The organism is Paenibacillus sp. oral taxon 786 str. D14, from assembly GCF_000159955.1.
In the GTDB taxonomy this organism is placed as follows: Bacteria; Bacillota; Bacilli; order Paenibacillales; family Paenibacillaceae; genus Fontibacillus; species Fontibacillus phoenicis.
Map to the genome: position 1 here is coordinate 27754 of NZ_GG695983.1, position 17381 is coordinate 45134.

The following is a 17381-nucleotide window of genomic DNA, read 5'->3' on the forward strand; positions in this document are numbered from 1 at the left end:
CGGGCCACATGCAGACGCGCCTGCAATTGGCCGGCGCGGCGAAAGACCGCCTGCACCAGCGTCTGCTGCGCTTCCATCCACGGGATGCGCTGCAGTTCGCGGGACGCCGGCGGCGGGAGGCGGATCGCCTGCTGCGGCAAGCGATGCAGGGCATCCTGCGGGAGAAGTCCAGCCAGCTGGCCTCGGGCATTCGCCATCTGGATGCGCTAAGCCCGCTTAAAGTCATGGCGCGGGGCTATAGCCTCGTCTACGATGAACGAGGAGAACGGATCATCAAGTCGTTATCGGACGTCGAACTGGGCGACCGGATAACGGTGAAAGTGACGGACGGAGAACTAGATTGTCAAGTTTGGGGCATGAGGCCGGAAGGAGCGGGGGAAGATGAAGGAACAGGAAACCAAGCTTAATGCAGAGGCGCAGCAAGCGGAACTAAATTTCGAAGATGCGATGAACCAGCTGGAGGACATCGTGTCTCAGCTGGAACGCGGAGACGTGCCGTTGGAGAAAGCGATTGATCTGTTTCAGCAGGGCATGCGGCTCTCGCAAATCTGCGGTCAAAAGCTGGCACAGGTGGAACGTAAGATCGAAATGATTGTTGAAGAAGACGGGGCGGTAGAGAAGCAGCCGTTTCAGCCGCCGTTAAGCGATAGTTTGGACTTCTGAGGAGAGCGGTGATCTTGTTGCAGCAGCAATTATCGATAGAGGCATACATGAAGGAGATTGCTGAAGCCGTGTCCACACGCTTGTCCTCCAGCCTTCCGGCGGCATGGCAGGTGCCGGAAACGCTAAGCCGGGCGATGGATTATTCGCTGATGGCGGGTGGGAAACGGCTTCGGCCGCTGCTCGTCGTGGCTGCGGCGGAGGCGCTCGGCGGCAGCCGGGATGCGGCAATGCCCGTCGCCTGCGCCGTGGAAATGGTACATACGTACTCGCTGATCCATGACGATCTCCCGGCCTTGGACAACGATGACTTCCGTCGCGGGAAACCAACGAATCATAAAGTGTTTGGAGAAGCGATGGCCATCTTGGCCGGGGATGGGCTGTTGACGCATGCTTTTTACAGCGTGGTTCAAGCGAGCCGCAAGCAAGGGGTGCCGGCCGAGGCTTCCTTAGCGATCGTGGAGGAATTGTCGCGGTTTGCCGGGCCGGGCGGCATGGTGGGCGGCCAGGTGGCCGACATGCAAGGCGAGCAGGGAGTGACCGATCTCGACCAGCTGCGCTACATTCATGAGCACAAAACCGGAGATCTGATCGTATTTTCGGTCAGAGCGGGCGGACATATCGCTTCGGGAAATGCAGAGCAGCTTGAGGCTTTGGAGCGGTACGGACGGGCGCTGGGGCATGCGTTTCAAATTCAGGACGACATCCTGGATCTGATCGGGGATGAAAGCAAGCTCGGCAAAAAAACGCAAAGCGATGTCATCCAACAGAAGGTGACTTATCCTTACTTTATCGGCATCGAGGCTTCCCGGGCGGAAGTCGAACGGCTGACGAGTGAGGCGAAGCAGGCGTTACAAAACGGAGCGATTCCGAACCCGCAGCGGCTGCTGGAAATTGCCGATCTGCTGCTTCGCCGCGATCACTAGTCACTTTCCCATCGAAGGCGTTGGTCGAAATCAGGGAAAAATGACTTACCTATCCGCCGCAAGTGATTTCGACATCATGATGACATATGGTATAATGAAGGCTATTATCAACATGTGCAAGAAAAGGCCGGACTTAGATGCCGGCTTTTTGAACCATACATTTAGGAAAGCGGGGAATGGCTGTGCTGCTTTCGCAAATACATGAGCCTGCCGATCTAAAAAACTTGTCCCTGGAGCAATTGACGCCGCTCGCTGAGGAAATCCGCCAGTTCTTGATCGAGAAGCTGTCGGTTACCGGCGGGCATTTGGCTTCGAATTTGGGCGTGGTGGAATTGACGATCGCCCTGCACTATTGCTACAACAGTCCGCAGGATAAACTCATCTTTGACGTAGGACACCAAGCCTATGTACATAAAATACTAACCGGGCGGAAGGACCAGTTCGACACGCTTCGTAAACATCATGGATTATGCGGGTTCGTCAAACGGAGCGAGAGCGTGCATGACGTGTGGGAAGCAGGGCACAGCAGCACCTCCCTCTCAGCGGCTATGGGGATGGCGCTGGCCCGGGATATGAAGGGCGAATCGAACCGCGTGATTGCGATCATCGGGGACGGTGCGTTAACCGGCGGGATGGCGTTTGAAGCGCTGAACCATATCGGCCATGAGAAGAAAGATTTGATGGTGGTCTTGAACGACAATGAGATGTCGATCGCGCCAAATGTCGGAGCTTTGCATAACTACTTGACCAAAATCCGCTCAGACCGCAATTACCTGCGGGCCAAAGACGAAGTGGAGCAACTGCTGAAGAAAATCCCGGCCATTGGCGGCAAAGTCGCCAAAACCGTGGAGCGGGTGAAGGACAGCCTGAAGTATTTGATGGTATCCGGCGTCTTATTTGAAGAGCTCGGATTCAAATACCTGGGACCGGTTGACGGCCATGACTTGCCGGGCCTTATCGATGCCTTCAAGCAGGCCAATAACGTCAGCGGACCAGTTTTGGTGCACGTTCTGACCACCAAGGGCAAAGGCTATACCCCGGCAGAACAGGATTCGCATAAATGGCATGGCATCACGCCGTACAAAATCGAATCCGGCCAAGTGCTGAAGGCCGTTGGGAATCCGATGTACACGGAGGTGTTCGGACAGACCTTGATCGAGCTGGCCGAACAGGACGAACGGATCGTGGCGGTGACTCCGGCGATGCCGGGCGGTTCCGGATTGGTGAAATTCGGCGAACGTTTTCCTGGACGCATGATTGACGTCGGTATCGCCGAGCAGCATGCCGCGACGATGTGCGCCGCCATGGCGATGGAAGGCTTGAAGCCGGTCTATGCGGTGTATTCCACGTTCATGCAGCGGGCTTACGACCAGATCGTGCATGATATTTGCCGCCAGAACGCCAACGTGATGTTCGCCATCGACCGGGCTGGATTCGTAGGAGCGGACGGGGAGACCCACCAAGGGGTTTACGATATCGCTTTTATGCGTCATATTCCAAATATCGTATTAATGATGCCGAAGGATGAAAATGAATTGCGCCACATGATGAAGACGGCGCTGGAATATAACGACGGGCCGATTGCTTACCGCTATCCGCGGATCAACGTACCGGGGGTTCCGCTGGACAAAGAGCTGGTGCCCATTCCGATCGGAACGTGGGAGCTGCTGCGGGAAGGCGACAACCTGACGATCGTTGCGGTTGGCCCGATGGTGCAGGTTGCCGAAGAAGCGGCGGAAAGGCTGAAGCGGGAAGGCGTGTCCGCTGCGGTGGTGAACGCCAGATTCTTAAAACCGCTGGACGGAGAGATGCTGGTTCAACTCGCGCAAAGCAGCGGGACCATGATCGTGCTGGAGGAAGCTTCGCAGGCGGGAAGCTTGGGTAGTGCGATCTTGGAGTTCTATGCAGAGCAAGGAATCACGGGTCTGGACATCCGATTGATGGGCGTGCCCGACCGGTTTATCGAGCACGGCAGCATCAAGGAGCAATTGGAAGAAGTCGGCTTGACCGCCGAGAACGTCGTTCGTGAGGTACACAAACTACGGAGCGAACCACATTTAACGCTAGGCAAGAAAGTAAATTATTGACGGGAGATTGGCATGTCGGTTTCCAAGGAACGCGTAGACGTCCTGCTCGTCGAGCAGGGGTATTTTGACAGCAGAGAAAAGGCGAAAGCCGCGATCATGGCCGGACTGGTGTTTGGCGGACAGGAACGGATCGAGAAGGCGGGGACGAAGATTCCCCGGGATACCGTGTTGTCGGTCAAGGGAGCGATCCATCCTTATGTCAGCCGGGGCGGACTTAAGCTGGAAAAAGCGATCAAGCAGTTTAACCTGGATCTGACCGGTCGTACGATGCTAGATATCGGATCTTCGACCGGCGGATTTACGGATTGCGCCTTACAGCATGGTGCTGAATATGTATACGCGATTGACGTCGGATACAATCAGCTGGATTGGTCGCTACGCAACGATCCGCGGGTGAACGTCAAGGAACGCACCAACTTCCGTTATATGACGCCGCAGGATTTGGACGGTCCTCCGCCGGATTGTGCCAGTATCGACGTTTCCTTCATTTCGCTAAAAATCATTTTGCCGCCGCTTCTTGCGTTGTTGAAACGGCCGGCGGACATCGCTGCGCTCATTAAGCCGCAGTTTGAGGCTGGTCGTGAAAAGGTTGGTAAATCGGGGGTCGTCCGCGATCCCAAAGTACACCAGGAAGTGTTGGAGACCGTGCTGAGCTTTGCGGTGGAGCAAGGCTATGAGGTGGCCGGGTTGACCTTCTCTCCGATTACCGGCGGGGAAGGGAACATCGAATTTTTAGCTCATCTCAGATTGGAAGAAGAAGCTGCGGCTGGTACGGCAGAGGAGCAGGATGTGGATCAGCTTACACGGATCCGCGAGCTGGCGGCCAGCGTCGTTCATGAAGCATCAAACACCTTTACAGGAGGCCCATCCAAGTGATGGGTCTTTTTTCATTGCAGCATCTTGCAAATCGAACGCTTGTTCCCTATAATGGAATCAAAACCTTGATGTTGTCCTCATTCCCTTCTAAATTTTGTGCTTCTCTAGACAGGAGCTAATCGCGGAAGCGTCGAAATAAGGGATGAGGTGATATCGGTGGGAGCTTATTCGGACGGTCTTCTGATGGTAGTGATCGCGGGAATCGGCGTGTATTTGCTATACCGCGGTTTTCGTTCCTGGGTCCGCAAGCCGTTTTCTTTACGATCCGGCATCGGATTTGAGATGAATGAGGAGATTATAGAGCACCCTGCGGTGGACATGCTGGAAGAAGCAGGGTACGAAGTCGTCAGCGATAAACTGAAAGTTCCGCTCACCTTCCGTGTGGACGGAGAACTTCTGCACAGCCGTCTCTTTATTGACTATATTGCAGTCAAGAATGGGGAATTCTATCTTGTTAGAACTGCGCGGGAACGCCGCCCGGTGGAATGGACGGGTAGCGGTTTGCGCCGGGACCTGTTGCCGTTCCTGCTGTTATATCCGGAATGCGCTGGCGTGTTATACGTAGATCCGGAGCAACGGGAACTGAAGGTCATATCCCTAACGACGGACGATAATGAAGAAGATGAATCCGCCTAAACCGATAAATACTGATAAATACGACTAAATACGACTAAATACGACCATATAAGGCTAATGGAGGGCAGAATGAAGGGGCATAGACATATCAAGATAAGGGAAATCATTTCGGCCAGGGAAATCGAAACCCAGGATGAGCTGGTAGAAGCATTACGCGAGGCGGGGTATCAAGTCACTCAAGCGACGGTCTCCCGCGACATTAAGGAATTAATGCTGATTAAGGTGCCTACGGACGACGGCAGGTACAAGTACTCCATGCCGACGGCTCAGCGTTATAATCCGGTGCAGAAGCTGCAACGGGCGCTGGTCGACAGTTTCGTGCATATCGACTATACCGGCAATTTGGTTGTCATGAAGTGTCTTCCGGGGACCGCGAATTCGGTAGCCGTGCTGCTGGACAATATGGAATGGCCGGATCTGCTTGGCACAATTTGCGGTGACGACACGATCTTACTGATTTGCCGCAACGAGGACTATAGCCGGTATCTGATTGATCAGATCATGGGATACATATCTTAATTGAGTTGGGAGTAGGGGAGGATTGCCCGGATGTTGGTTCATTTATCCATTCGTAATCTGGCAGTGGTTGAAGCGGTCGATGTATCGTTTGGTTCCGGCTTTCATGTCCTGACAGGGGAGACCGGGGCGGGCAAATCAATCATCATTGATGCCCTGAGCTTGATTGCCGGCGGCAGGGGGTCAGCCGATTTAATCCGTTATGGTTGTGATAAAGCCGAGATGGAGGCTTCCTTCGATCTGCCAGCAGGACATCCGGTTTGGACAACCCTGGAAGGATTCGGCATCGCGGGAGATCCCGGAGAGCTTCTGATTATTCGCCGGGAAATCAGTGTCCAAGGCAAGAGCTCAGCCCGCATTAACGGACAGCTCGTGAATTTATCCATGCTGCGTGAGGTTGGGGAGAAGCTGATTAACCTGCATGGCCAACATGAGCACCAAACCCTGCTTCGACCGGAACGCCATTTAGAGTTGCTGGACGCCTACGGGGCAGAGGCGGTTGATCCGGTGAAGGCGGCTTACCAAGCGACCTACGCCGAATTCGTACGGATCGACAAGGAATATCACGAGCTGCGCAATACAAGCCAACAGGCGCTGCAAATGCTTGATTTATACCGTTTTCAGCTGAGTGAAATTTCTGCAGCCGAGTTAAAACCGGGTGAAGATGAATTACTCGCGGAGGAAAAGGTCAAGCTATCCCATAGCGAGAAAATGATGGAGTCCATTTCGAAAGCCTATGATTTGCTGTATGGCCCTCAGGGACTGGATGCGATTGCGAAGGCTGTCTCGAAGCTAAGTGAAGTATCCGCATATGACAGCAAAGGAATATCTCCACTCCTGGAGCAGCTTCAATCCGCTTATTATCAACTGGAGGATGCGTCCTTTAGCCTGCGGAACTATCGCGAACGGATCGAGTTTAATCCTGAACGGCTGGAAGAAGTCGAGGAACGCCTGGACCTGATCTCGACGCTCCGCCGTAAATACGGTGATGACATTCAAGGGATCCTTGCGTATTATGAGAAGATTCGCCAGGAAGTGGATGCCTTGGAGAATAAGGATGAACGCCTGGAGCAGCTGCAGGTGCAACGGGAGAAATTAACCGAGCGGCTGATGAAGCAGGCTTTTGAGTTAAGTGCTGTACGGCAGCAGAAGGCTGTTGAGCTCGCCGCTCAGATCGAGACGGAGCTAAAGGACCTGCAAATGGGTCGAACCTCCCTCGAAGTCAAGTTAAGCCTCATAGAGGATGCCAACGGATTGGAATGGGAAGGAAAGAAGATCCGTCCCGGCAAACACGGTATCGACAATGCTGAATTCCTCATTTCGCCAAATCCCGGAGAACCGCTCCGACCGCTTAGCAAGATCGCATCCGGCGGTGAGCTGTCCCGCATGATGCTGGCACTAAAGAGCATATTTGCCCGGCATGAACAGGTTCCTGTACTGATTTTCGACGAAGTTGATACTGGCGTCAGCGGACGAGCGGCTCAGTCGATTGCCGATAAGTTGTCGCGATTGTCTGCGATGTGCCAAGTCTTCGCCATCACTCATCTGCCGCAAGTGGCTTGCATGGCGGATCGGCAGTACCTCATCGAGAAAGTCGTTGAAGACGGCCGCACCATGACACGCGTTGCTTCCTTAGATGAAGCGGGACGGGTAAATGAACTGGCCCGCATGCTCGGCGGGGTAGAAATCACGGAAAAGACCCAGCATCATGCCCAAGAAATGCTGAAGCTGGCGCAGGCACAAAAGGATGTTTTACTAAGTCTGGCACAATGATTGACAGTAATAAAACACCTGACCCGGGGTATCTTATAGGTACGCAATTGGCGACCACCGTTTCGTCAAGCGAAAGAAGCTAAGGGAGCGTGACAGCCATTGAACCCGAACCTCAGGAATCGAATGCTCGGTCTTTTTCTTGCCTTCTTCTTTTGTTTTCTCGGCACGTCTGCCGCTGAAGGGCGGCTTCCCGTACTGCCGGACGAGTTACGCCTGTTTCAGGGTCAGGGAACACAAATTTCATTTGCTTTGCCCGTACAGGCTGAAGTCAGTGTGGATCGGCCTGATGTAGTGATGGTCAACGGGCAGGCGAACCCATCCATGAAAGTATCATTAGGACATCCGCTCAAGCTTTCGTCGCTTCGGAGTGGAGAAGCCAACCTCCGCATGAAATTATTCGGTCAAATTCCTCTAAAGACCGTCAAGGTCAATGTCATTCCGGACCTTAAAGTGATTCCCGGCGGACAAACCATCGGTGTCAAGGTGAAATCCGCCGGGATCTTAGTGGTCGGGCATCATCAAGTTGTAACAGATACCAGCAAAGTTTCACCCGGCGAAGCGGCCGGAATTCAAGCCGGTGATTTGATCACCCACATTAACGGAATGAAGCTCCACGATGTCCGCGAAGTAGCTGAAATTGCCGCCGAAGCGGGCAAACATCAACGGCCCCTTAAGATCACCTATATGCGGAACGATAGGGAACTCACAACGTCCTTAAAGCCGGCATATGATCAGCAGGATCGGGCTTGGAGACTCGGTTTGTATATCCGTGATTCTGCTGCAGGGGTAGGGACCTTGACGTTTTATGCCCCGGATCACGGCGTTTATGGAGCCCTCGGCCACATCATTACCGATATGAATACCCAAACGCCGATCGTCGTCGGCAGCGGGCAAATCCTGCAATCCAGCGTCACATCCATCTCCAAGAGCGAGAGCGGTGAACCCGGGGAGAAGCGTGCTCACTTTCTAAAAGAAGGGAAAACCCTAGGCAATATCGAACGCAATACGAATTTTGGGATCTTCGGGAAGATGTCGCAAAACCCGGAGCATAGCCTCTATGAGAAACCGATTCCCGTCGCTTTTGCAGAAGAAGTGAAGGAAGGACCGGCAGAAATTCTGACCGTTGTCGAAGGTCAACGCATAGAGCGGTTTAAAGTCGAGATCGTCCATGTTTCCAAGCAGAGTGTACCGGAAACCAAAGGATTAGTTATCCGCATTACCGACCCGCGTCTCGTGGAGAAGACCGGCGGCATCGTTCAAGGCATGAGCGGTAGTCCGATTCTTCAGAACGGCAAGCTCATCGGCGCTGTGACTCATGTATTCGTCAACGACCCGAAATCAGGATATGGTTGCTTTATCGAATGGATGCTGCAGGATGCCGGTATTTTACAAAGCCCCAAAGACACGATGCAAAATCTTAAGGCGAGCTAAACGCTGCCTTAAGATTTTTTTAGATATCAGAAAGTATAAACTACGGGGATTGGCATCCTGATATCGCAAGAAAAACTTCGGCTAAACGCGGTCTGTCTACATTGAATGTACGTCGATTGACGTTTTTCTTATCTTGAGGAAGTGAAACTCCTCAAGCAAAGGTCGACAAACCCGGCTTGGAATCTGTATGCATTTGTCGAATGAATCCGAACGAGATCGTTTTATGTAAATAAATAATTTATTATATATCAATCATGCAAAAAAATAAATAAAAATAATTTTCGACAGAAGGAATTTACTTTTGCATGTCGAATCCTTATTCTGGTAAGAAGAGAAGCAATGAATAAACCTATCCAATTACCTGAAGGAGGAAGTAGGCAGTGCAGAAAATCGAAGTGTTGTTGGCAGATGATAATCGTGAATTTACGAATTTGCTCGCGGAATACATTTCGGAGCAAGACGATATGGTCGTCTCAGGAATCGCCTATAACGGGGAAGAAGTACTGGAGATGATTGATCAAGCAGCAAGAGTTCCCGATGTGTTGATCCTGGACATTATTATGCCCCATCTGGACGGACTCGGTGTGCTTGAGCGCATTCGCGACCTCAACCTGACCCCTCAGCCTAAAATCATCATGCTGACCGCCTTTGGTCAAGAGAACATCACGCAGCGTGCCGTTCAGCTTGGAGCTTCTTACTACATCTTGAAACCCTTTGACATGGAAGTGTTGGCGAACCGCATCCGTCAGCTCGTGGGTGTCCAAACCTTAAGCAACAGTGCACCTTCTACTTCGTTTGCCAAATCGAATGTGGTGCCTCTGGGCAAAGGGAAGAACCTCGATGCGAACATCACATCGATCATACATGAAATCGGAGTTCCGGCGCATATTAAAGGATATCAATATCTGCGCGAAGCGATCACGATGGTGTACAACAACATCGAAATCTTAGGCGCCATTACGAAAACACTGTATCCGGCGATCGCGGAGAAATTCAAAACGACGCCATCCCGAGTAGAGCGTGCGATTCGTCATGCGATTGAAGTCGCTTGGACCCGAGGCAACATCGATTCCATCAGCCATCTTTTTGGTTATACGATCAATATCTCCAAATCCAAACCGACCAATAGTGAGTTCATCGCAATGGTAGCGGATAAACTGCGGATCGAGCATAAGGTGTCTTGAAAGTCTGAGGACACGAATGGTGATAACGACGGGAGAAATTAAGCCGTTGGTCGTTCACTTATGCAGTGATCCAGAAGGGTTAAATGAAGGGCGGTCCCTCTCGGTGTATGCCGGGATGCGGCCGTTTTTTATTTTGCCTGAGATGGTATCCGCACTTGCTGATTGACAATAAAGTCCCTTTAGGATTATCCTATATATGATCATATGTTCATATACTGTTATTCGAGAGGGGAACGACCAGGTGGAAAAAAAGTTACACATCGATCTGAGCCCGGATACACTGGAGAAGGTTTCTACGATTTTTAAAGCATTGTCCGATCCGACCCGAATCAAACTTCTTCATTTGCTGTCGGAAGAAGAATGTTCCGTGACGCATATGTCGGAAGTGTTGAATTTATCGCAGTCGGCGGTTTCCCACCAACTGAGTCTGCTGCGAAATTTGCGGCTGGTGAAGTTCCGTCGGGAGGCCAATACGGTGTACTACAGCTGTGACGACGAGCATGTGATTTCGCTCTTGAAACAGGCGATTCAACACGCTTGTTGCGAATAGGAGGGAGATCCATGGGACATCATCACGCTCACCATCACCACGATCATGACCATAGCCATGCCGGCCATTTCCACGATCATCATGCGGCACGTTCGGGGAATAAGAAGGGGCTGTGGATCGCTCTACTCATTACGGCTTCGATCGCCGTTCTTGAATTTTGCGGCGGTTTGATTACAGACAGCCTCGCTTTATTGTCCGATTCCGGTCATATGCTAAGTGACGCCAGCTCGCTGCTGCTCAGCCTGATTGCCTTTTGGTTTGCCGCTCGCCCCGCCTCAAAGCGGAATACGTACGGGTACCACCGTATGGAGATCCTGGCCGCGTTGCTCAATGGGGCAGCCTTGTTCGTGATCGCCGGGTTTATCTTTTGGGAAGCCTACGGGCGTTTGCTTGATCCGCCGACCGTGTCCAGTAATACGATGATCGTGATTGCGGTGATCGGTTTGTTTGCGAATTTAGCAAGCGCGGCGGTATTGCTGAAGAAAGGCGACGTCAAAGGCAACTTAAACCTGAAAAGCGCCTACCTGCATGTGCTTGGAGACGCTTTGGGGTCGATTGGCGCTATTTTCGCGGGGATATTGATGTCGTTGTTTGGTTGGTATATTTTCGACCCGATCATCAGTGTTCTCGTCGCTCTGTTGATCCTGCGCGGAGCCTGGGGCGTCATCACCCAATCGGTGCACATTTTGATGGAGGGCTCGCCGGCGTCGATCGATCAAAGTCAGGTGAAGCAGTGTCTCGAAGGGATTTCGGGGGTTGTTGAAGTCCATGATTTGCATATTTGGACCATTACTTCGGGGATGGATGCGTTAAGCTGTCATTTGACGATTGAGGATGGCAGCCAGAGCCAAATCGTGTTGCAGGAAGCGATTACCGCTTTGGAGAAGACGTTCCACATCGGCCACACCACCATTCAGGTGGAAACCTCGCACATCCGGCACCGGGAGCTTATGGTATAATTCCATCAGAAGAAAGGATGAGCGTCATATGACTAACGATCTTGAGCCGGCGGCTTACCGGGAATTGCTGGAGGGCACGGATTTGGAAGAAGATAAACGGCAGGCCCTTCTGGAGCTAATTCAACGTTATGAACAACTTCGTGCAGAAAACGTCAGATTACGCAAGGCATTGCTTCGCGCGAATTCCCAGCAAAGCTCGCGGATGTCGACCAAACTGAAGGAAGCGTTATACGAATAAGCTAAAAAACCTCTTTACGCCGAGACAAGGCGAAAGAGGTTTTTTCATAAGAACCTTGAGGTTAGTCATGCTGTACCACGGCGGGTTCTGGTTCTTTAACGGCGGCTTTGGCGGCATCGTCCTTTTTGCGAAATCTTGGCCCTACGTAATTCCGCTTGCGGTCCCGGAAGAAGATCCACCCGCCCAAAAATCCGGCGCCGGCTGCAAACAAAACAACGCCTAGCCCGAAGTTTAACCAATCAAACGTGACGCGAGTTAACGAATCGTCGCCGTGTGCTGACATATAATCAAATAAGGTGTCTTTGATTTTTATAAATCCGATCATCGCTGCAATGCCGGGGATCACCAGCAAAATAATCGCGATAAACCGGGACAGCTTGAGCTTCATGAGCTAGATCTTCCTTTCCCTCTCGAAATGGCTATGTATTGTTAAAAATATCATACCTTTTTCCTGAGGGGATGTCTATTTACGGCTTTGATTTGTAATAACGGAAAAACAAGGTAAAATAGGGGAAAGTGACTGAATTGATAGAATGGGTGGAGATCGATTATGGCAATTACTTGTGATGTAGCAGTGTTGGGCGGAGGGACTGGCGGATATATCGCAGCCATTCGCGCCGCGCAACTGGGGAAAGACGTTGTAATTATTGAGCGGGACAAGTTGGGAGGGACCTGTCTGCATCGAGGTTGTATCCCAAGCAAAGCGCTGCTGCGCAGTGCGGAGCTCTACGCGCAAATGAAGGATAGCGCAAGCTACGGCATCGAGACTAACGGCGTGACGCTGGTATTCCCGAAAGTGCAGGAAAGAAAGCAAAGCATCGTGGATCAACTGCATAAAGGGGTCCTATATTTGATGCGTAAACATAAAATCCGTGTCATCCAAGGGAATGGGCGGGTGATTGGGCCGTCGATTTTCTCTCCAAAAAGCGGAGCTGTTGCGGTGGAACTTCCGGATGGTGAAATGGAGACGGTCGTGCCAACCAACTTGATCATCGCCACAGGATCTCGACCACGGATGCTGCCGGGGCTTGAGCCGGACGGGAATTATATTCTTAGCAGCGATGAAGCGCTGCAGCTATCCGAGCTTCCCGGCTCGATGCTGATTGTGGGAGGCGGCGTCATCGGGGTTGAATGGGCGTCGCTACTAAACGATTTTGGCGTGCAGGTGACCGTGGTGGAAGCAGCGGATCAGCTGCTGCCGGCGGAAGACGAGGACGTTGCCCGCGAATTGCAGAAACAGCTGCAACGCCGCGGCATTCAAGTGATCACTGGGGTTTCGGTCGATCCCGGTTCCTTAGAAATCGGCAATAACCGGGTACAAATATCTGCGAAGCGAGGGGACGAATCGATCCGCCTCGAAGCAGACAAGCTGCTGGTATCGATCGGACGCCAGGCCAACGTGGAGAATATAGGACTCGAAAATACCGACATCGGGTTAGAACGCGGCTTCATTCGGGTAAATGAATTTATGCAAACCACGGAACCGCATATTTACGCCATTGGCGACTGCATCGGCGGTCTTCAACTGGCGCATGCTGCCAGCCATGAGGGGTTAACTGCCGTCCATCATTTAGCCGGGGAGGCTTCGCACGGTTATCAAGAAAGCCATATTCCGCGCTGTGTGTACACCCGCCCCGAAGTTGCTTCGGTTGGAATCACCGCCAAAGAAGCGAAGGCCAAAGGGCTGGAGGTTAAAATCGGCAAGGTTCCGTTCTCAGCGATCGGGAAGGCGCTGGTGCATGGCGAAACCGAAGGATTTGTGAAGATGGTGGCCGATGCCCGCACCAATGATATTCTCGGCGTGCAGATGATCGGGCCGCATGTGACGGAGCTGATCAGCCAAGCGGTACTGGCCCAGGTGCTGGATGCGACGCCTTGGGAAGTTGGACAAGTGACCTTCGCTCATCCGACGCTGGCGGAAATTATCGGGGAAGCGGCACTGGCCGTGGACGGGAACTCCTTAAACGCTTGAGGCAACGGGCGAAAAGATGAATGTTTTCTTTTTCACTGTAAAACGATTATAATAAACTTATTCCAAGTCTTAGTACCTGGTGTTAATATTAAGCTATGTAATGCCCCAATCAAAGGAGGTAACTCCCATGAATGCCAAAAGTGTAGTTCAAACCGAGCCAAAACATAAGCAACTCGGACTAACGGATGCAGAAGTCATTGAGATGTACAGATATATGGTGACCGCACGCAAATTCGACGAGCGCAACCTGTTGCTGCAGCGGGCCGGGAAAATCAATTTCCACGTTTCTGGGATCGGTCAGGAGACCACGCAGGTTGCTGCGGCCTTTGCGCTGGATCGCGAGCGCGACTATTTCCTGCCTTACTACCGGGACTACGGCTTTGTGCTGGCCGTTGGCATGTCGCTGACAGAATTGATGCTTTCGACATTTGCCAAAGCGGGTGACCCGAACAGCGGCGGCCGTCAGATGCCGGGACATTTCGGCAGCAAACGGCTGCGTATCGTGACCGGTTCCAGTCCGGTAACCACTCAAGTTCCCCATGCCGTCGGCGTCGCCTTGGCGGCGAAAATGCAAAAGAAGGACATCGTTTCTTACGTCACGTTTGGCGAAGGCTCCAGCAATCAGGGCGATTTTCACGAAGGTTTAAACTTTGCTGGGGTTCAGAAGCTGCCGGTTATCTTCCTGTGCGAAAATAACCAATATGCCATTTCCGTACCGGTGAAGAAGCAGTTAGGCGGCCGCGTGGTGGATCGGGCTCAAGGCTATGGATTCCCGGGGGTTCGCGTAGATGGCAACGATGCGCTGGAGGTATACCGAGTTGTGAAGGAAGCGCGGGAACGCGCAGTTCGCGGCGAAGGGCCAACGCTGATCGAAGCGATGATGTACCGCCTGTCTCCGCACTCGACGTCGGACAATGATCTGGCGTACCGGACGAAGGAAGAAGTGGAAGAGAATTGGAAAAAAGACGGTATCCCCAAAATGAAGTCGTACCTGATCGAAACCGGCATATGGAGCGAGGAGCAGGACGAAGCGCTGTTGCGGGATATCCAACAACAGCTGAAGGAAGCGGTGGAAGCGGCTGACAACGCGCCGTTCCCGCGGCCGGAAGACACGCTGCTGCATGTATATGCCAGCGAAGGGGAGGAGCAATAATCATGCCGGTGATGGAGTATATCGACGCGATTCGTCTGGCCATGAAGGAAGAAATGGAGCGGGACGAAAGCGTGTTTGTTCTGGGGGAAGACGTCGGCGTCAAGGGCGGCGTGTTCACGACAACGAAAGGGCTGCAGGAGCAGTTCGGTGAAATGCGCGTCATCGATACGCCGCTTGCGGAATCGGCGATCGCCGGCGTTGCGATTGGCGCAGCTATGTACGGGATGAAGCCGATCGCAGAAATGCAGTATTCGGACTTTATGCTGCCTGCAACGAACCAGATTATCAACGAAGCGGCGAAAATCCGCTATCGTTCCAACAACGACTGGAACTGCCCGGTTGTAGTCCGCGCTCCAATCGGCGGCGGGATCTTTGGGGGACTTTACCATTCCCAATGTCCGGAATCGATATTCTTTGGAACACCGGGGCTGAAGATCGTTGCGCCTTATTCGGCTTATGACGCCAAGGGCTTGTTGAAAGCAGCGATTCGCGACCCTGATCCGGTGTTGTTCTTTGAGAACAAGAAATGCTACAAGCTGATCAAGGAAGACGTGCCGGAGGACGATTATATCGTCCCTATCGGCAAAGCGAAGGTGCTGCGGGAAGGCGGTGACATTACAGTCATCGGCTACAGCTTGCCGCTGCATTTTGCCATGCAGGCTGCGGAAGAGCTGGCGGCAGAGAAAGGGATCAGCTCCCACATTCTTGATTTGCGCACGCTGCAGCCTCTGGACCGCGAAGCCATTATTGAAGCGGCCCGCAAGACGGGCAAGGTTCTGATTATCCATGAGGATAATAAAACCGGCGGTATTGGTGCAGAAGTTTCGGCTATTATTTCTGAAGAGTGCCTGTTCGAGTTGGATGCTCCTATTGCAAGACTGTGCGGACCGGACGTTCCGGCGATGCCGATTAGCCCTCCGATGGAGAAGTTCTTTATGCTTAGCAAAGATAAAGTCAAAGAAGCGATGCTTCAATTGGCGCTTTATTGATTGGGAGTGAGGATACTAATGTCATCCAATAAAACATTGATAGACGTGCAATTACCCCAGCTCGCCGAATCGCTCGTCTCGGCTACGATCGGGAAATGGCTGAAGAAGCCGGGGGATCCAGTCGAGCAATACGAGCCGATTCTTGAGGTCATTACGGACAAAGTAAATGCGGAAATCCCTTCGACGGTCGAAGGTGTGATGGGCGAGCTGCTGGCGGAGGAAGGGCAAGAGGTTCAGGTTGGCGCGGTGATCTGCCGGATCGAGACGGCGAATGCGACTGATACGCCAGCAGGCGACCCAGCGGTAAACGAAGCTGCCCGTCCGGCTGCCGGTGCGGCAAGCGCGGGGGAACAGTCCGATCACTCGCAGCGCCACCGGTATTCTCCGGCCGTGCAGACGCTGGCCGCTCAACACGGAATTGATCTACGGCAAATTACGGGTACAGGGCTTGGCGGACGGATTACGCGGAAGGATGTGCTGGCTTACATCGAGCAAGGCGGTCGCGGGGGTGTTGCCACACCCGCAGCACCGGCAACGACGCCAGCAGCAGCACCGTCCGTGCCATCGCAGACAGCGCAAGCAGCGCCTTCGGCTGCGCCGGCGCCGCAACGCGTCATCCCGGCCGTAATCAACGATGCTCCGGGACCGGTACGCCATTCCGGCTTGCACTTGACGGAGAACCCGCCGATCCCAACCATCGAAGTGGAAGGGGGCGACCGTTCCGAGTATTTTATCGACGTAACCCCGATCCGCAACACGATCGCAACCCGGATGCGCCAAAGCGTATCGGAAATTCCGCATGGCTGGATGATGATCGAGGTCGACGTGACCAACCTGGTGCAGCTGCGCAACAAGATCAAGCAGGAATTTATGCAGAAGGAAGGCGTCAACCTGACGTACCTGGCTTTCCTGCTGAAGGCGGTTGTGGGAGCGATCAAGGATTATCCGATCATGAACTCGGTGTGGGCGGTGGACAAGATCATCGTCAAACGCGATATCAACATCTCCTTGGCGGTTGGAACCGAGGATTCGGTGCTGACGCCGGTCATCAAGAAGGCCGATCAGAAAAATATCGCCGGCCTGGCGCGGGAAATCGAGGAGCTGGCAACGAAGGTCCGCTCCGGCAAGCTGAAGCTGGATGATATGCAGGGCGGGACGTTTACGGTGAATAATACCGGTTCCTTTGGTTCGATTTTGACGCAGCCGATTATCAATTATCCGCAAGCCGCGATCCTGACGTTTGAATCGATCGTGAAGCGGCCGGTTGTGATCAACGATATGATCGCCGTCCGTTCGATGGCCAATCTCTGCTTGTCCTTGGACCACCGGATTTTGGACGGAGTGATTTGCGGCCGCTTTATGCAGCGGGTGAAGGAAAATATGGAAAGCTACAATTTGGACACGCAGGTGTATTGAACGTAACGAGAGAAT

At 52.9% G+C, this 17381-nt stretch carries 18 protein-coding genes; 17 read left to right on the forward strand and 1 reads right to left on the reverse strand.

Features of this window, described 5'->3' with window-relative positions; genetic code table 11:
• The 13 genes from POTG_RS15545 to POTG_RS15605 all read left to right on the forward strand — a co-directional run.
• Positions 1-407, forward strand: a 407-nt coding sequence (locus POTG_RS15545) for an exodeoxyribonuclease VII large subunit (protein WP_009225789.1), incomplete at its 5' end; no start/stop codon positions are given.
• The gene (xseB, locus tag POTG_RS15550) at positions 382-663 is read left to right on the forward strand and encodes an exodeoxyribonuclease VII small subunit (RefSeq protein ID WP_009225790.1); all 282 of its coding nucleotides are present in this window, start codon (positions 382-384) and stop codon (positions 661-663) included. The genes POTG_RS15545 and xseB, both read left to right, overlap by 26 nt.
• A 47-nt stretch (positions 664-710) precedes the next feature.
• Positions 711-1586 (forward strand): polyprenyl synthetase family protein, encoded by an 876-nt coding sequence (locus POTG_RS15555; RefSeq protein ID WP_036645822.1) that lies wholly within the window; start codon positions 711-713, stop codon positions 1584-1586.
• Positions 1587-1762: 176 nt separating this feature from the next.
• Positions 1763-3673, forward strand: a complete 1911-nt coding sequence (gene dxs / locus POTG_RS15560; RefSeq protein WP_009225792.1) for a 1-deoxy-D-xylulose-5-phosphate synthase — start codon at positions 1763-1765, stop codon at positions 3671-3673.
• 12 nt (positions 3674-3685) lie between these two features.
• Positions 3686-4549: a TlyA family RNA methyltransferase gene (locus tag POTG_RS15565; protein WP_009225793.1), complete on the forward strand. Its 864-nt coding sequence runs from the start codon at positions 3686-3688 to the stop codon at positions 4547-4549.
• A 156-nt stretch (positions 4550-4705) separates the two neighbouring features.
• Complete coding sequence (locus POTG_RS15570) at positions 4706-5185, forward strand: hypothetical protein (RefSeq protein ID WP_009225794.1); 480 nt, start codon at positions 4706-4708, stop codon at positions 5183-5185.
• A 69-nt stretch (positions 5186-5254) separates the two neighbouring features.
• Entirely contained in the window at positions 5255-5704 is a 450-nt protein-coding gene (ahrC, locus tag POTG_RS15575; protein ID WP_009225795.1) for a transcriptional regulator AhrC/ArgR, read from the forward strand.
• Positions 5705-5734: 30 nt separating this feature from the next.
• Positions 5735-7474, forward strand: coding sequence for a DNA repair protein RecN (recN, locus tag POTG_RS15580; RefSeq protein ID WP_009225796.1), 1740 nt, complete (start codon positions 5735-5737; stop codon positions 7472-7474).
• Positions 7475-7573: 99 nt separating this feature from the next.
• On the forward strand, positions 7574-8905 hold the full coding sequence (spoIVB, locus tag POTG_RS15585; RefSeq protein ID WP_009225797.1) for a SpoIVB peptidase: 1332 nt from the start codon (positions 7574-7576) through the stop codon (positions 8903-8905).
• Between the two features lie 380 nt (positions 8906-9285).
• Entirely contained in the window at positions 9286-10089 is an 804-nt protein-coding gene (gene spo0A, locus POTG_RS15590) for a sporulation transcription factor Spo0A (protein ID WP_009225798.1), read from the forward strand.
• A gap of 241 nt (positions 10090-10330) precedes the next feature.
• Entirely contained in the window at positions 10331-10639 is a 309-nt protein-coding gene (locus tag POTG_RS15595) for an ArsR/SmtB family transcription factor (RefSeq protein ID WP_009225799.1), read from the forward strand.
• A gap of 11 nt (positions 10640-10650) precedes the next feature.
• Positions 10651-11598: a cation diffusion facilitator family transporter gene (locus POTG_RS15600; RefSeq protein WP_009225800.1), complete on the forward strand. Its 948-nt coding sequence runs from the start codon at positions 10651-10653 to the stop codon at positions 11596-11598.
• Positions 11599-11626: 28 nt separating this feature from the next.
• On the forward strand, positions 11627-11836 hold the full coding sequence (locus POTG_RS15605) for a hypothetical protein (RefSeq protein ID WP_009225801.1): 210 nt from the start codon (positions 11627-11629) through the stop codon (positions 11834-11836).
• Positions 11837-11897: 61 nt separating this feature from the next.
• Here the strand turns inward: POTG_RS15605 and POTG_RS15610 are convergent, their stop codons facing one another.
• Positions 11898-12224 (reverse strand): DUF2627 domain-containing protein, encoded by a 327-nt coding sequence (locus POTG_RS15610; protein ID WP_009225802.1) that lies wholly within the window; start codon positions 12222-12224, stop codon positions 11898-11900.
• Positions 12225-12386: 162 nt separating this feature from the next.
• Between POTG_RS15610 and lpdA the strand changes: the two genes are divergently transcribed.
• The 4 genes from lpdA (at position 12387) to POTG_RS15630 (ending at position 17366) form a co-directional block, all read left to right on the forward strand.
• Positions 12387-13808, forward strand: a complete 1422-nt coding sequence (gene lpdA, locus POTG_RS15615; RefSeq protein ID WP_009225803.1) for a dihydrolipoyl dehydrogenase — start codon at positions 12387-12389, stop codon at positions 13806-13808.
• A gap of 127 nt (positions 13809-13935) precedes the next feature.
• Positions 13936-14961 carry a thiamine pyrophosphate-dependent dehydrogenase E1 component subunit alpha gene (locus POTG_RS15620; protein WP_036645781.1) on the forward strand — a complete coding sequence of 342 codons (1026 nt, stop codon included), beginning with the start codon at positions 13936-13938 and terminating at the stop codon, positions 14959-14961.
• 2 nt (positions 14962-14963) lie between these two features.
• Positions 14964-15950 carry an alpha-ketoacid dehydrogenase subunit beta gene (locus POTG_RS15625; RefSeq protein ID WP_009225805.1) on the forward strand — a complete coding sequence of 329 codons (987 nt, stop codon included), beginning with the start codon at positions 14964-14966 and terminating at the stop codon, positions 15948-15950.
• Between the two features lie 18 nt (positions 15951-15968).
• On the forward strand, positions 15969-17366 hold the full coding sequence (locus POTG_RS15630) for a dihydrolipoamide acetyltransferase family protein (protein ID WP_009225806.1): 1398 nt from the start codon (positions 15969-15971) through the stop codon (positions 17364-17366).
• Positions 17367-17381: the final 15 nt, after the last annotated feature.

What these genes read in the sequence shown, in the direction of transcription:
- xseB (WP_009225790.1), top strand. Translation starts at nt 382, where the DNA reads ATGAAGGAACAGGAAACCAAGCTTAATGCAGAGGCGCAGCAAGCGGAA.
- POTG_RS15555 (WP_036645822.1), top strand. Translation starts at nt 711, where the DNA reads ATGAAGGAGATTGCTGAAGCCGTGTCCACACGCTTGTCCTCCAGCCTT.
- dxs (WP_009225792.1), top strand. Translation starts at nt 1,763, where the DNA reads ATGGCTGTGCTGCTTTCGCAAATACATGAGCCTGCCGATCTAAAAAAC.
- POTG_RS15565 (WP_009225793.1), top strand. Translation starts at nt 3,686, where the DNA reads ATGTCGGTTTCCAAGGAACGCGTAGACGTCCTGCTCGTCGAGCAGGGG.
- ahrC (WP_009225795.1), top strand. Translation starts at nt 5,255, where the DNA reads ATGAAGGGGCATAGACATATCAAGATAAGGGAAATCATTTCGGCCAGG.
- recN (WP_009225796.1), top strand. Translation starts at nt 5,735, where the DNA reads ATGTTGGTTCATTTATCCATTCGTAATCTGGCAGTGGTTGAAGCGGTC.
- POTG_RS15600 (WP_009225800.1), top strand. Translation starts at nt 10,651, where the DNA reads ATGGGACATCATCACGCTCACCATCACCACGATCATGACCATAGCCAT.
- POTG_RS15605 (WP_009225801.1), top strand. Translation starts at nt 11,627, where the DNA reads ATGACTAACGATCTTGAGCCGGCGGCTTACCGGGAATTGCTGGAGGGC.
- POTG_RS15610 (WP_009225802.1), bottom strand. Translation starts at nt 12,224, where the DNA reads ATGAAGCTCAAGCTGTCCCGGTTTATCGCGATTATTTTGCTGGTGATC.
- lpdA (WP_009225803.1), top strand. Translation starts at nt 12,387, where the DNA reads ATGGCAATTACTTGTGATGTAGCAGTGTTGGGCGGAGGGACTGGCGGA.
- POTG_RS15620 (WP_036645781.1), top strand. Translation starts at nt 13,936, where the DNA reads ATGAATGCCAAAAGTGTAGTTCAAACCGAGCCAAAACATAAGCAACTC.
- POTG_RS15625 (WP_009225805.1), top strand. Translation starts at nt 14,964, where the DNA reads ATGCCGGTGATGGAGTATATCGACGCGATTCGTCTGGCCATGAAGGAA.
- POTG_RS15630 (WP_009225806.1), top strand. Translation starts at nt 15,969, where the DNA reads ATGTCATCCAATAAAACATTGATAGACGTGCAATTACCCCAGCTCGCC.